The organism is Vogesella lacus (assembly GCF_979366295.1).
In genome coordinates this window covers 131032-145404 of the sequence record NZ_CEETQT010000004.1, presented here as the reverse complement: position 1 = coordinate 145404, position 14373 = coordinate 131032, and the positions used below count along the sequence as shown (strand labels likewise).

Genomic DNA, 14373 nt, shown 5'->3' with positions numbered 1-14373 from the left:
ATGATTTCCATCAAGAATGTCAGCAAGTGGTACGGTGACTTCCAGGTGCTGACCGACTGCACCACTTCCGTGAAAAAAGGTGAAGTGGTGGTGGTTTGCGGCCCGTCCGGCTCGGGCAAATCCACCCTGATCAAGACCGTCAACGCGCTGGAGCCGTTCCAGAAAGGCGAGATCATTGTTGACGGCACCTCGGTTGGCGACCCGAAAACCGACTTGCCCAAGCTGCGTTCGCGCGTCGGCATGGTGTTCCAGCACTTCGAGCTGTTCCCGCACCTGTCCATTACCGAGAACCTGACCATTGCTCAGGAACGGGTACTGGGCCGCAGCAAGGACGAGGCGATGCAGAAAGGCCTGCATTACCTCGACCGCGTCGGTCTGCAGGCGCATGCCCACAAATTCCCGGGCCAGTTGTCCGGTGGCCAGCAGCAGCGCGTGGCGATTGCCCGTGCGCTGGCGATGGATCCGATCGCCATGCTGTTTGACGAGCCGACCTCGGCACTCGACCCGGAAATGGTCAACGAGGTGCTGGATGTGATGGTCGAGCTGGCGCAGGAAGGCATGACCATGATGTGCGTCACCCACGAAATGGGTTTTGCGCGCAAGGTCGCCAACCGGGTGATCTTCATGGATCGCGGTGCCATCGTCGAGGATTGCGCCAAGGAAGAATTCTTCGGTAATCCGGACGCCCGCTCCGAACGTGCCAAGCAGTTCCTCTCCAAGATCCTGCAGCACTGATCCCCCGGACAAGGTTGGCCGCATTTGCGGCCAACCTTTTTTCTGCCTGCCACACCACAGCCGGAAATACTCGCCAAAGTGTATTTTGCAGGCATAATTACCGCTCAGCTCCCTTCCCCCCAGACGCAATATGAGTACCGAGCAGGCATCCTTGTACACCACGGTCTATCTTGGCCGTCAGCCTATTGTCGATGGCCGGCAACAGAAGATTGCCTACGAGCTGCTGTTTCGCAGTGGCCCGGAAAACATGGCGCGTTTTCAGGATGACGTGAACGCCACTGCGGCCGTTATCCGCCATACTTTTATTGATCTGGGCATGGCCAAGGTGCTGGAAGGCTGCCCCGGCTTCATCAATGTCAACGAACGCCTGCTGCGCAGTCCGGTGCTGGACTTGCTGCCACCGGAAAACATCATTCTGGAGATTCTCGAAACCGTACAGCTGGACGGTGCGCTGCTGCTGCGCTGCCAGGAACTGAAACGGCGTGGCTACCGGCTGGCCCTGGACGACTTCTGCGGGCTGGAACCATCCCACCGCCCCTTCCTGCCGATTCTCGACTTCATCAAGATCGACCTGCAGCAGATTGCGCTGGCCGAGTTGCCGGCCCTGCTCGCCCAGCTGCAAGGCTTCAAGGGTCAGCTGCTGGCCGAAAAAGTGGATAGCCGGGAACAGTTCGAAATCTGCAAATCACTGGGCATAGACCTGTTCCAGGGTTATTTCTTTGCGCGGCCAACCGTGATGACGCAAAACCGCGCCAATCCGCACCGCGCACTGATGCTGAGATTGCTGGGGCTGGTGATGCAGGATGCGCCGACAACTGCCCTCGAAGAAGTCTTCAAGAGCTCGCCGGATATGGTGGTCAGCCTGCTCAAACTCGTAAACGTGGCGGAAAACTACGGCCGCGTGGTGCACTCGGTGCGCGATGCCATCTCCATGCTGGGTTCGGCAAGACTCAAGCGCTGGGCGCTGATCATTCTGTTCTCTGCCGACTGTCAGCCAGATCAAGGCCCAAGCCCCTTGCTGGAAATGGCCGCAATCCGCGGTCGGATGATGGAGGCGCTGGCCGGCCCGCAAGAGCGTGACGAAGCCTTCATGACCGGCATCCTGTCACTGGCCGATGTGCTGCTGGGCATGGAAATGAGCGAGCTGACCGCGACGCTGGCGGTCAGTGAACGCGTACGCAGCGCACTGCTGCATCAGAATGGCCAGCTCGGTCGCCTGCTGCGACAGGCGATGATTGCCGAGTATCAGGATCCGGAAGAACAGCTACCCGATATCGATGCCGAACGCTTCAACTCGGTACAGATGGAAGCGATACAGTGGGTCAGGAAAATGTGGAGCGACGAGTTCGCCAATTGAAAAAGGGCTGCCACGGCAGCCCTTTTTCATGCATCAGACGATGTCCAGATGGTCGAGACCATCCAGCGGATCCACATGTCTGCTTTCCTCACCATACAGTTTGATTTTCAGCCGCAGATCGTTGATCGAGTCGGCATTGCGCAGTGCGTCCTCATAGCCGACCAGGCCACTCTCGTACAACTCGAACAGCGCCTGGTCGAAGGTCTGCATGCCGGATTCGGTCGAACGCGACATCACTTCTTTCAGGCCCGAAATCTCGCCCTTGAAAATCATGTCCGACACCAGCGGGCTGTTCAGCAGGATCTCTACCGCCGCCGTGCGACCCTTGCTCTGTTTCAGCGGAATCAGGCGCTGCGAAATGATGGCACGCATATTCAGCGACAAATCCATCAACACCTGCTGGTGGCGCTCTTCCGGGAAGAAGTTCAGGATGCGGTCCAGCGCCTGGTTGGCGTTATTGGCGTGCAGGGTCGCCAGGCACAGGTGGCCGGTTTCGGCAAACTGCAGGCCATACATCATCGACTCGCGATCGCGGATTTCACCCATCAGGATCACATCCGGGGCCTGACGCAGGGTGTTCTTCAGCGCGATTTCCCAGCTTTCGGTATCCACCCCGATCTCGCGCTGGGTCACGATGCTTTTCTTGTGCTGATGCACGTACTCGATCGGGTCTTCGATGGTGATGATGTGGTCGGCACTGGTGCTGTTACGCCAGTCCACCAGTGCGGCCAACGAGGTCGACTTGCCAGAGCCGGTACCGCCGACAAACACCACCAGACCGCGCTTGATCATCGAGATGTCTTTCAGCACATCAGGCAGGCGCAGCTGATCCAGCGTCGGGATCTCGGTGTTGATCTTGCGCAGTACCATGCCGGCCTTGCCCTGCTGCATATAGGCACTGACGCGAAAGCGGCCGATGCCGGGTGGGCTGATGGCAAAGTTGGCCTCATTGCTGGATTCGAACTCTTCGGTCTGGCGGTCATTCATCACCGCGCGCACCAGCTCCTTGCTGTGAATCGCCGTCAGCGCCTGCGGTGCGACCGGTGTGATGCGCCCGTCTATCTTCATCGCAGGCGGAAAGTCGGCCGAAATGAAGATGTCCGACGCATTCTTGCTGATCGCGTGCTTGAGCAAGTCATGAATGAATTTTGATGCCTGATCCTTTTCCATGTCTTTTCCTTGTCCTGCCTCACGGCTCAGAACAGATCCTTGTTGCTGGCCTTGTTACGTGCCTCGGCGGTAGAAACCAGATTGCGGCGCACCAGTTCCTGCAGGCATTGATCCAGCGTCTGCATGCCATGCTGCTGACCGGTCTGGATCATCGAGTTGATCTGCGCGATCTTGTTTTCGCGGATCAGGTTGCGGATCGCCGGCGTGCCAATCATGATTTCATGCGCGGCCACGCGGCCGCTCTCGTCCTTGGTCTTCAGCAGCGACTGCGAAATCACTGCACGCAAGCTCTCGGACAACATCGAACGCACCATTTCCTTTTCACCGGCCGGAAACACGTCAACGATACGGTCGATGGTTTTGGCCGCACTGCTGGTATGCAGGGTACCGAACACCAGGTGGCCGGTTTCGGCTGCGGTCAGTGCGAGGCGGATGGTTTCCAGATCGCGCATTTCACCGATCAGGATCACGTCCGGGTCCTCACGCAGTGCACTGCGCAGGGCATTGGAGAAGCTCTGCGTCTGCGCGCCCAGCTCGCGCTGGTTGATCAGCGCACGCTTGCTGTCGTGCACGAATTCGATCGGGTCCTCCACCGTCAGGATGTGGGCGTAGCTGTTCTCGTTGATGTAGTCGATCATCGCCGCCAGCGTGGTCGATTTACCCGAGCCGGTCGGGCCGGTGACCAGCACGATGCCGCGCGGCAGGTCGGCGATTTCCTGGAAAATGCGCGGCGCACCCAGCTCCTGCAGGCTCAGTACCTTGGACGGAATCACGCGGAACACCGCGGCGATACCGCGGTTCTGGCTGAAGACGTTGACACGAAAGCGCGCAATGCCGGGTAGCTCGAAGGAGAAGTCGCACTCGAAAGTGTCTTCGAAAATCTTGCGCTGATGGTCGTTCATGATGTCGTACACCATATCGTGCACATCATGCTGAGCCATGGCTGGCAGATTGATGCGGCGGATATCGCCGTGCACCCGTATCATCGGCGGCAGGCCGGATGACAGATGCAGGTCAGATGCCTTGTTCTTGACCGTAAAGGCCAGCAGTTCCGAAATTTCCATATAATTTCTCCAAAACCCGTGCTTGCCGTCTGCGGCAGGAATGCTTGCTGCATTGTAGCGTCCACCAGCAGGCATGCCCACTGCAAGCCACCAACCCGGAAACCGCACAGGAAAGCGATATATGAGTGATCTGGCCCTCGCCCTGCAACACGTCCAGCAGCAAATCAGCGAGGCATGCGCCAAGGTTGGCCGCAAGCCTGACAGCGTGCGCCTGCTGGCCGTCAGCAAGACCTTTCCGGCCGCTGCGATTCGCGAGGCTCATGCCGCCGGCCAGACCTGCTTTGGCGAGAACTATGTGCAAGAGCTGCTGGAGAAATCCGGCCAACTGCAGGACCTGCCGCTGGAGTGGCATTTCATCGGCCCGCTGCAGTCCAACAAGACACGCGCGGTAGCCGAACACGCACATTGGGTGCATAGCGTTGACCGCCTGAAGATTGCCGAACGGCTGTCCGCCCAGCGCCCGGCTGCGCTGCCGGCACTGAATCTTTGCATACAGGTGAATGTGTCCGGCGAAGCCAGCAAGAGCGGTTGCCAGCCCGGTGAGGTACTACCGCTGGCCCAGGCGATCAGCCGCCTGCCTGGTGTTCGGCTGCGCGGCCTGATGTGCATCCCCGAGCCGAGCGAAGACGCGGCCATCCTTGCCGCCCGCTTCGGCCTGTTGCAGCAATTACAACAACAGCTGCATGATCAGGACATTGTCACGGACACGCTATCGATGGGCATGTCAGCCGATCTGGCTGCCGCCATTGCCACCGGCAGCACCATGGTGCGCGTCGGCAGTGCCATCTTTGGCAAGCGTCACTACGCCGTCTGAGCTATGCTTGGTTCCACCCCATAATTGTATACAATCTACAAAGAGAGACGGACATGCAGATCACTTTCATCGGCGGCGGCAATATGGCCAGCGCCATCATCGCCGGCCTGTATCAAGGCCAACATCAGTTGCACGTTGTCGAGTTGCACGAGGAAAAGCGCCAGCAACTGCAACAGGATTATGGCGTGAGCGCCAGCGCCGATCTGCCGACAAGCTTTGGCCCGCAAGACATCATTATTCTGGCGGTGAAACCGCAAGCCTTGGCCGAGGTGTGCCAGACACTGGCTACGAGACTCAATGGCGCACTGGTGATCTCGATTGCAGCCGGCGTACAGCTGGCCGCTCTGTCGCGCTGGCTGGGCTCGGCACGCATCATCCGCGTGATGCCGAATACCCCGGCGATGATAGGCATGGGTGCCTCAGGTCTGTTTGCGGCCAACCTTGTCGACTCGGCTGACCGCGAGGCTGCCACCACCATCATGCAGGCGGTCGGCATCACCCGCTGGCTGGAAAATGAAGGCGGCATCGACGACATTACCGCCGTATCCGGCAGCGGCCCAGCCTATGTGTTCTACTTCATCGAGAGCATGATCGAAGGTGCCATCGCCAGCGGCTTTGACGAGCCAAGCGCGCGCGAACTGGTGCTGGCGACCTTTGCCGGCGCAACCGAACTGGCCAAGCGCAGCCCGCTGCCGGTTGCAACCTTGCGCCAGAACGTGATGTCCAAGGGCGGTACCACAGAACGTGCGATTGCCCGCTTCGAACAGGATGGCGTGAAACAGGCCATCATCGCCGGCATGCACGACTGCAAACAACGCTCGCTGGAGCTGGGCGAGATACTGAGCAAGGAAAACCGAGATGCTGATTGAAACCCTGCAATTCCTGATCAAGACCATCAGCGACCTTTTCGTGATGGTCTTGCTGTTGCGCTTTTACCTACAGCTTGCCAGGGCCCCGTTCAAACACCCACTGACCCAGTTCGTCGTGGCGGTCACCAACTTTGCCGTCTTGCCGGCGCGCCGGCTGGTGCCGTCCTGGCGCGGTTATGACTCGGCCAGCATGGTGGTGGCCTGGGCCACAGCGCTGATCAGCCTGGCAATCCTGCTGTTGCTCAACCCGCTGCCTTACAATCTGCTGCATCCGCAAAATCTGCTGATGCTGTGTCTGCTGGCCCTGCTGACCGTCTTCAGCCAATCCATCTATCTGCTGATGGGCGCAGTCATTGTCTGGGCCATCATGAGCTGGGTGAATCCTTATAATGGCCTGCGCCCGGTACTCGAGGCACTCACCCGCCCCTTCCTCGCGCCATTCAGCAAGGCCAATATCGGCGGTGTCGACCTATCACCACTGGTGTTGTTCCTGATCTTGCAAGTCATCCTGATGTTGCCAGTGCGGATGCTGGAAATGTCTTTCTTGACCCAACTCAAGATTGCGGTATGACAAAACCGATATCTAGTCTCAGCTGTGTCATTATTGAAGTGGCACGACTTTTGAAACGGGAGATTCAAGCATGAAAAAAATGCTGCTGGCCGCCATCGCTCTGGGCGTACTGACTGCACCGGCCTTTGCCAATCCGCAACTGGCCCAAAAGAACGGCTGTATGGCCTGCCACTCTGTGGACAAGAAACTGGTTGGCCCGGCCTACAAGGACGTTGCCAAGAAATACGCCGGTGACAAGACTGCTGAAGCCAAACTGGCTGACAAGATCAAGAAAGGCGGCTCTGGTGTCTGGGGTGCTATCCCTATGCCTCCGCATCCGCAAGTCAGCGATGCCGACACCAAGGCTCTGGCCAAGTGGGTGCTGAGCCAGAAGTAATTCCGGCCAGGCTTGAGGAAAAAGCGCCAAGCGGCGCTTTTTCTTTTTGCATATTTCTGAAGAGTCAGCCTTTTTTATTTCAGACAAAGTTTTCTGCTCTTGAGGAAACGCGACATCACCACTATATACACAGGATATAGTCAGGCTATATCGATCAATTGACGGATTATGTTGCACTTTCCGTATGCCATCGGTAATCTTCAACGCCTGTTGACACAACTAACGCTGGAAGCATCAAATTATGGCCAAGCTGACAGAACAAGACATCATCAACTGGTCTGGCGATGATTACATGAACGCAGACCACCTCGAGTTCTTCAAGGACCGGCTGTTGAACATGCAAGCAGAACTCCTGAGCAACGCCAGCGCCACTGCCAGCCATCTGCAAGAACAGGAAGCAACGCCTGATCCGGCAGACCGCGCGACACTGGAAGAAGAATATGCGCTGGAACTGCGTACCCGCGATCGCGAACGCAAACTGCTGCAGAAGATCCAGTCCACCTTGCGTCTGATCGAAGACGGTTCTTACGGCTACTGTGAAGATACCGGCGAACCGATCGGTCTGCGCCGCCTGCTGGCCCGCCCGACAGCCTCGCTGTCTGTCGAAGCCCAGGAACGTCGTGAACGCATGAAGCGCCAGTACGCAGACTGACATCCGTTTGCTGTTCGCAAAAAAGCACCCTCGGGTGCTTTTTTTGTTTTCTGGGGCTGCGGCGCAACTTTATTTCAAAAGGCTGGCTAAATTATTCAATTGTTGAAATTAAATGCCAATTCAATTTCACAATAGGGCTAAATCAGACAAAGCTGGCACTCAATGCGCATTGCGGCTTGGCAGCCTGCCGTCAAGCGGGTAATGTTGCTATGCAAACAAGAATTCACCAAGGACTTCACCATGCATCGCCAGACAGACGACGTACGCATCCGCGAGATCAAGGAACTGCTTCCGCCGATTGCCCACCTGTATGAATTGCCGATCAGCGAAGCCGCTTCCGAACTGATCTACAACGCGCGCCGCGACATTGCCCGTCTGTTGCGTGCCGAAGATGACCGCCTGCTGGTGGTGATCGGCCCCTGCTCCATCCACGACCCGGAAGCGGCCGAAGAGTACGCGCGCAAGCTGTTGCCGCTGCGTGAAAAGTTTGCTGGCGACCTGCAGATCGTGATGCGTGTCTACTTTGAAAAACCGCGCACCACCGTGGGCTGGAAAGGCCTGATCAACGACCCGCACCTGAACGAGAGCTACGACATCAATGCCGGTCTGCGCATGGCGCGCCGCCTGCTGTTGAACCTCAATCACATGGGTATGCCGGCTGCCACCGAATTCCTCGACATGATCACCCCGCAGTATCTGGCCGACCTGATCAGCTGGGGTGCTATTGGCGCACGTACTACCGAGTCGCAGGTTCACCGTGAGCTGGCTTCCGGCCTGTCCTGTCCGGTGGGCTTCAAGAACGGTACCGACGGCAATCTGAAGATCGCCGTGGATGCCATCCGTTCCGCCAGCGTATCGCACCACTTCCTGTCGGTTACCAAGACCGGCCACTCGGCCATTGTCGAGACCGGCGGCAACCCGGATTGCCATGTGATCCTGCGTGGCGGTAAAGAGCCGAACTACGAAGCACGTTATGTCCAGGCGGCTGCCGCCGAACTGGCTGCCGTCGGCCTGCCGCAAAAGCTCATGGTGGACTTCAGCCATGCCAACAGCCGCAAGGACTATCGTCGCCAGATGGAAGTCTGCGACGATGTCGCTGCCCAGTTGGCCGCCGGCGACCAGCACATCTTCGGCGTGATGGTGGAAAGCCATCTGGTCGAAGGTCGCCAGGATCTGAAGCCGGACTGCCAGCTGGTATACGGCCAGAGCATTACCGATGCCTGCATCGGCTGGGATGACACCGAAAAGCTGTTGCAAACCCTGGCCGACGCGGTCAGCGCCCGCCGCCAGAAATTCGCCAGCGCCGGCAAGTGATTGCCCACCATGCAAAACCCCCGCGATGCGGGGGTTTTTCTTTGCCTGCGGCCAAGCTTGATCGCGACACTCAATCCTTGCCGTTGAGTAAGCCACCCAGTACACCACCCTGCTCCCCGCCCTGCTTGTTACCCAGCGAGCTGGCAGTCACGATGCGGTCCGCCATGCGCGACAGCGGTAGTGACTGCAGCCAGACACGCCCCGGGCCGGTCAGCCGTGCGAAGAACAGGCCTTCGCCACTGAACAGCGCACTCTTGAGCTTGCCGACATACTCGATATCAAAATCAACTGTCGGCTGGTAGGCCACCACACAACCGGTATCCACCCGCAACGTCTCACCCGGCTGCAGCTGACGGCTGGTCAGAGTACCGCCGGCGTGCAGGAAGACATAACCATCCCCTTCCAGTTTCTGCATGATGAAGCCCTCGCCACCGAACAGGCCGGTGCCGATCTTTTTCTGGAACGCCAGCCCCAGACTCACACCCTTGGCACCCGCCAGAAAGCTGTCTTTTTGCGCATACAGCGTACCGCCCAGCTCCAGCAGGTGCACCGGTACGATCTTGCCCGGATAGCTGGCGGCAAACGCCACCTTGCGCTTGCTGCGGCCAACGTTCTGGTACACGGTGGTAAACAGCGATTCGCCGGTAATCAGCCGCTTGCCCGCGCCCAGCAGCTTGCCAAACAAGCCGCCCTCGCTGGCCGAGCCGTCACCGAACACGGTATCCATGCGGATCTCGTCTTCCATATAGTAAAGCGCGCCTGCCTCGCCGACGGCGGCTTCGCCCGGGTCCAGCTCGACCTCGACATACTGCATGTCGTCGCCGAAAACTTCGTAGTCGATTACATCCATTGCCATGATTTTCTCCCGATTCCGTCGCCAGCCCTTGTCAGGCGATTAACTGATTGACCCCGCCTTGCCAGCCGTTTACTTCTTGCCCGCTTCATCATCCGGCCTGGGCCCTTTTGGCGGACGCAGCAACATGATCCACAAATGAAACACCATACCGGCCAGCGGCACCAGCCCCAGGATGATCACGAAAACCCACTCCAGCGGGCTGAACAGGTCGGCAAGCAGCATGAAGACTCCCCAAGGTTGGCCGCAAAGCAAAAAAGGCCGCCCTCGGGCGGCCTCAACGACAGGTGCTTACTTAACGATTTGCGTCAGCGCGCCCTGCAGGTACAGATTCGCCATCTTGTCGAGGCTGACCGGCTTGATCTTGCTGGCCATGCCGGCAGAGCCGAAGGCTTCGTAACGCGCAATCACGATGTCACGCATGGCGACAGTGCTGGCCGCCAGATACTTGCGCGGGTCGAACTCTTTCGGGTGCTGTGCCATGAAGCGGCGGATGGCACCGGTCGAGGCCAGACGCAGGTCGGTGTCGATGTTCACCTTGCGCACGCCGTGCTTGATGCCTTCCACGATTTCTTCGACCGGCACGCCGTAGGTCTCGCCCAGATCGCCACCGAATTCATTGATGATGGCCAGCCACTCTTGCGGCACGCTGGACGAGCCATGCATCACCAGGTGGGTATTCGGAATGCGTGCGTGGATTTCCTTGATGCGGTCGATACGCAGCACATCGCCAGTCGGCTTCTTGGTGAACTTGTAAGCGCCGTGGCTGGTGCCGATGGCAATCGCCAGTGCGTCCACACCGGTGTCCTTCACAAAGCGGGCGGCTTCTTCCGGGTCGGTCAACAACTGGCTATGGTCCAGTACGCCTTCCGCGCCCACGCCGTCTTCTTCGCCGGCCATGCCGGTTTCCAGGCTGCCCAGACAACCGATTTCGCCTTCAACCGACACGCCACAAGCGTGTGCGAAGTTGACCACAGTACGGGTAACGTCCACGTTGTAGTCGTAATCGGCCGGGGTCTTGCCGTCGGCTTTCAGCGAGCCGTCCATCATCACCGAGCTGAAGCCCAGCTGAATCGAGCGCTGGCACACATCCGGGCTGGTGCCATGATCCTGGTGCATCACCACCGGGATATGCGGAAACTCTTCTACTGCCGCCAGGATCAGGTGACGCAGGAAAGGCGCACCCGCGTATTTGCGTGCACCGGCCGAAGCCTGCACGATCACCGGCGCATCAACCTTGTCAGCGGCTTCCATGATGGCGCGCATCTGCTCGAGGTTGTTGACGTTAAAGGCCGGCAGGCCGTAGCTGAACTCCGCTGCATGATCGAGCAGCTGGCGCATCGAAACGAGTGCCATGTTTTGTCTCCAGTTTGAATCGTTTGCCGGCAAGGCCGGCAAGAAAAAAGGTTGGCCGCAATCAGGCGCGGCTGACGGTGCCCAGCGCCACACCGGCCGCCATGAAGGAACCGCCGGCAAAGCGGTTCATCAGGCGCTGGCGCAGCGGGCTGGTCAGCCACACGCGCAGGCGTGCGCCACCAAAGGCATACATCAGCTGCCATGCCCCCTCGATGACATAGAACGTGCCCGCCAGCACCATCAGCTGTGGCAGCTGGGGCACATCGGCACGCATGAATTGCGGGAACAAAGCAGTAAAGAACACAAAGGCTTTCGGGTTGCTCATCGCCACCAGAAAACCGGTGCGGAAACGCTGCCAGTAACTGCTCTCTCCTTCAGTCACTTCGGCATCGCCGACTTCACCCCCTACCGGCGCGCGCCAGGCCTTGTAGCCCAGATACACCAGATAGGCAGCGCCCAGATATTTCACTACCGAAAACAGCAGCTCGGAAGTCGCCAGCAAGGCGCCCAGACCAGCCGCCGAAGCCGCCATGATCAGGCCCAGAGCCAGCAACAAGCCCGCCATGGTCGGCAAGGCACCGCGCACGCCGAAACGGATGCCGTGCGTCATCGCCAGCAACATATTCGGCCCGGGTGTCGCCGACACGAAAAACACGGTCACGACAAATACCAGCCAGATTTCCAGTGACATGACAGACTCCTCGTGCTGCTTTCGATAGGGCAATAGCCCGCACCACCGGTACGGGCCGGACAATCAGACTCAGGCGCGCGCTGCGAGAATCGCCACTGCCGGCAGTTCCTTGCCTTCGAGGAACTCGAGGAAGGCACCACCACCGGTAGAGATATAGCTGATCTTGTCGGTCAGCTCGTACTTGGCAATCGCGGCCAGGGTGTCGCCACCACCGGCAATCGAGAAGGCCTCGGCATTGGCAATCGCCTCGCCCAGCACGCGGGTGCCTTCGGCAAACTGCGCAAACTCAAATACGCCTACCGGGCCGTTCCACACCACGGTACCGGCTTTGGCCACGATGGCCGCCAGCGCCTGGGCAGAATCCGGGCCGATGTCGAGAATCATGTCGTCGGCAGTCACCTCAGCCACGGTCTTGAGCGTGGCCGCAGCGGTTTCGGCGAACTCGCTGGCGCAAACCACATCGCTCGGCAACGGTACATCGCCGCCGCGGGCACGGATCTTGGCAATCACGCGCTTGGCATCTTCAACCAGATCGGCCTCGGCCAGCGATTTGCCGATGGCGTAGCCTTCGGCCAGCAGGAAGGTGTTGGCAATACCGCCACCGACGATCAGCTGGTCAACCTTGTCAGCCAGGCTCTCGAGGATGGTCAGCTTGGTCGAGACCTTGGAACCAGCCACAATCGCCACCAGCGGACGTGCCGGAGCCAGCAGGGCCTTGCCCAGCGCATCGAGTTCGGCAGCCAGCAGGATGCCGGCGCAAGCCAGTGGCGCGAACTGTGCTACGGCATGCGTGGAAGCCTCGGCGCGGTGCGCGGTGCCGAATGCGTCGTTGACGAACACATCGCACAGGCCGGCGTAAGCGCGGCCCAGCTCTTCGTTATTCTTTTTCTCGCCCTTGTTCAGGCGAACGTTTTCCAGCATCACCACCTGGCCTGCGGCCAACTCGAGGCCGGACTGCCAGCTGTCGGTCACGGTGACGGTCTGGCCGAGCAGTTCGGACAGGCGCGCAGCAACGGGTGCCAGGCTGTCTTCCGGCTTGGGCTCACCTTCGGTCGGACGGCCCAGATGGGTCATCAGGATCACGCTGGCACCGGCCTTCAGGCAGTGCTCGATGGACGGCAGGCTGGCGCGGATGCGGGTATCGTCACCGATCACGCCATTCTTCACCGGCACGTTCATATCAACGCGGATCAGCACGCGTTTGCCGGCCAGATCCTGTTCAGTCAGCTTCAGAAATTTCATTGCTTAGCCTTTTCGGACAAGTAAAAACAAGCTGCTTCTTCAAGCTTGGCTGACCTGCCTTGTGGCAGGCCGATTATTGTTCTGTCGCAATCAGCAGTGTGCGCCAATTCATGCCGTTTGGCACTGCATCATGTCAATGACACAGCCGGCAGGCGCAAGAAACCGCGGTTGCCCGGTGACTATTGTCGCACCGAAACAACCGTGGCGGATAATGCAGCTAGCCTGCGGCCAGGGTTGGCCGCAGCAATGACATTACTTGGCTTCGAACATCGCACGAGCGGTCTTCAGCATCTGCTGGCAGAAGCCCCACTCGTTGTCGTACCAGGCCAGTACCTTCACCATATTGCCGCCGGTGACCTTGGTCAGGGTGGCGTCGAAGAAGGAGCCTTCGGTAGTGTGGTTGAAGTCGCTAGAAACCAGCGGCAGGGTGTTATAACCCAGCGTGCCGCGCATAGCGCCTTCGGATGCCTTCAGGACGATCTCGTTGATCTCGTCTTTGGTAGTGTCACGGCTGGCAGTGAAGGTCAGGTCAACCAGCGACACGTTGATGGTCGGTACACGTACGGCGAAGCCATCCAGCTTGCCTTTCAGTTCCGGCAGCACCAGACCGACGGCCTTGGCGGCACCGGTCTTGGTCGGGATCATGTTGTCGGTAGCGGAACGCGCACGGCGCAGGTCCTTGTGACGCACGTCGGTCAGCACCTGGTCGTTGGTGAAGGCATGAATGGTGGTCATCAGGCCTTTCTTGATGCCGATGGCGTCGTTCAGCGCCTTGGCAACCGGGGCCAGACAGTTGGTGGTGCAGGAAGCGTTGGACACCACGGTCATGTCGGCAGTCAGGATGTCGTGGTTCACGCCGAACACGATGGTGGCATCAACGTCATCACCACCCGGGGCGGAGATCAGCACCTTCTTGGCGCCGGCATTCAGGTGAGCCTGGCACTTTTCCTTGGTGGTGAACGAGCCGGTGCATTCCAGCACCAGATCCACCTGCAGCTTGTCCCATGGCAGTTCGGCCGGGTTGCGGGTGGAGAAGAACGGGATCACGTCACCGTTGACGATCAGGTTGCTCTCGTCGTGGCTGACTTCGGCATCAAAACGACCGTGTACGGTGTCGAACTTGGTCAAGTGAGCGTTGGTCGCCAGGTCGCCGGAGGCATTGACGGCGACGATGGTGAACTGGTCCTGCAGCTTGTATTCGTAAATCGAGCGCAGGGCTTGGCGGCCGATACGGCCGTAGCCGTTGATGGCGATACGGATAGTCATAAAAATTCTCTCCCGAAGAAATCAAGGCCTGCCAGCTGGCTGT

General features: G+C 59.2%; 16 protein-coding genes. 8 read left to right on the top strand and 8 right to left on the bottom strand.

The window, feature by feature from the left end; all coding sequences use genetic code 11:
- Both ACZ9W6_RS06455 and ACZ9W6_RS06450 read left to right on the top strand, forming a co-directional pair.
- Complete coding sequence (locus tag ACZ9W6_RS06455; protein WP_465190468.1) at positions 1–735, top strand: amino acid ABC transporter ATP-binding protein; 735 nt, start codon at positions 1–3, stop codon at positions 733–735.
- A gap of 130 nt (positions 736–865) precedes the next feature.
- Positions 866–2092 carry an EAL and HDOD domain-containing protein gene (locus ACZ9W6_RS06450; protein ID WP_465190268.1) on the top strand — a complete coding sequence of 409 codons (1227 nt, stop codon included), beginning with the start codon at positions 866–868 and terminating at the stop codon, positions 2090–2092.
- 33 nt (positions 2093–2125) lie between these two features.
- Here ACZ9W6_RS06450 and ACZ9W6_RS06445 read toward each other — a convergent pair whose 3' ends face one another.
- Together ACZ9W6_RS06445 and ACZ9W6_RS06440 are read right to left on the bottom strand one after the other, a co-directional pair.
- The gene (locus tag ACZ9W6_RS06445; protein ID WP_465190267.1) at positions 2126–3262 is read right to left on the bottom strand and encodes a PilT/PilU family type 4a pilus ATPase; all 1137 of its coding nucleotides are present in this window, start codon (positions 3260–3262) and stop codon (positions 2126–2128) included.
- A 26-nt stretch (positions 3263–3288) separates the two neighbouring features.
- Positions 3289–4326: a type IV pilus twitching motility protein PilT gene (locus ACZ9W6_RS06440; RefSeq protein ID WP_465190266.1), complete on the bottom strand. Its 1038-nt coding sequence runs from the start codon at positions 4324–4326 to the stop codon at positions 3289–3291.
- Between the two features lie 121 nt (positions 4327–4447).
- Between ACZ9W6_RS06440 and ACZ9W6_RS06435 the strand changes: the two genes are divergently transcribed.
- The 6 genes from ACZ9W6_RS06435 to aroG all read left to right on the top strand — a co-directional run bounded on the left by ACZ9W6_RS06435 (position 4448) and on the right by aroG (position 8922).
- Entirely contained in the window at positions 4448–5140 is a 693-nt protein-coding gene (locus tag ACZ9W6_RS06435; RefSeq protein ID WP_465190265.1) for a YggS family pyridoxal phosphate-dependent enzyme, read from the top strand.
- Between the two features lie 53 nt (positions 5141–5193).
- Positions 5194–6009, top strand: coding sequence for a pyrroline-5-carboxylate reductase (proC, locus tag ACZ9W6_RS06430; RefSeq protein ID WP_465190264.1), 816 nt, complete (start codon positions 5194–5196; stop codon positions 6007–6009).
- Entirely contained in the window at positions 5999–6580 is a 582-nt protein-coding gene (locus ACZ9W6_RS06425; RefSeq protein ID WP_465190263.1) for a YggT family protein, read from the top strand. Before proC ends, ACZ9W6_RS06425 begins: the two co-directional genes overlap by 11 nt.
- A 70-nt stretch (positions 6581–6650) precedes the next feature.
- Complete coding sequence (locus ACZ9W6_RS06420; protein WP_465190262.1) at positions 6651–6956, top strand: c-type cytochrome; 306 nt, start codon at positions 6651–6653, stop codon at positions 6954–6956.
- Between the two features lie 241 nt (positions 6957–7197).
- Positions 7198–7608: an RNA polymerase-binding protein DksA gene (gene dksA / locus ACZ9W6_RS06415; protein WP_465190261.1), complete on the top strand. Its 411-nt coding sequence runs from the start codon at positions 7198–7200 to the stop codon at positions 7606–7608.
- A 240-nt stretch (positions 7609–7848) separates the two neighbouring features.
- Positions 7849–8922 carry a 3-deoxy-7-phosphoheptulonate synthase AroG gene (gene aroG, locus ACZ9W6_RS06410; protein ID WP_465190260.1) on the top strand — a complete coding sequence of 358 codons (1074 nt, stop codon included), beginning with the start codon at positions 7849–7851 and terminating at the stop codon, positions 8920–8922.
- Between the two features lie 70 nt (positions 8923–8992).
- On the opposite strand, the gene ACZ9W6_RS06405 is transcribed toward aroG, so the two are convergent.
- The 6 genes from ACZ9W6_RS06405 to gap all read right to left on the bottom strand — a co-directional run bounded on the left by ACZ9W6_RS06405 (position 8993) and on the right by gap (position 14330).
- Complete coding sequence (locus ACZ9W6_RS06405) at positions 8993–9778, bottom strand: TIGR00266 family protein (protein ID WP_465190259.1); 786 nt, start codon at positions 9776–9778, stop codon at positions 8993–8995.
- A gap of 69 nt (positions 9779–9847) precedes the next feature.
- Entirely contained in the window at positions 9848–10000 is a 153-nt protein-coding gene (locus tag ACZ9W6_RS06400; protein ID WP_465190258.1) for a hypothetical protein, read from the bottom strand.
- Positions 10001–10066: 66 nt separating this feature from the next.
- Positions 10067–11131, bottom strand: coding sequence for a class II fructose-bisphosphate aldolase (gene fba, locus ACZ9W6_RS06395; protein WP_465190257.1), 1065 nt, complete (start codon positions 11129–11131; stop codon positions 10067–10069).
- Positions 11132–11192: 61 nt separating this feature from the next.
- A complete protein-coding gene (locus ACZ9W6_RS06390; protein ID WP_465190256.1) occupies positions 11193–11822 on the bottom strand; it encodes a LysE family translocator in 630 nt (209 codons plus the stop codon).
- Positions 11823–11891: 69 nt separating this feature from the next.
- The gene (locus ACZ9W6_RS06385; RefSeq protein WP_465190255.1) at positions 11892–13064 is read right to left on the bottom strand and encodes a phosphoglycerate kinase; all 1173 of its coding nucleotides are present in this window, start codon (positions 13062–13064) and stop codon (positions 11892–11894) included.
- Positions 13065–13316: 252 nt separating this feature from the next.
- Complete coding sequence (gene gap, locus ACZ9W6_RS06380) at positions 13317–14330, bottom strand: type I glyceraldehyde-3-phosphate dehydrogenase (RefSeq protein ID WP_465190254.1); 1014 nt, start codon at positions 14328–14330, stop codon at positions 13317–13319.
- Positions 14331–14373 lie beyond the last annotated feature (43 nt).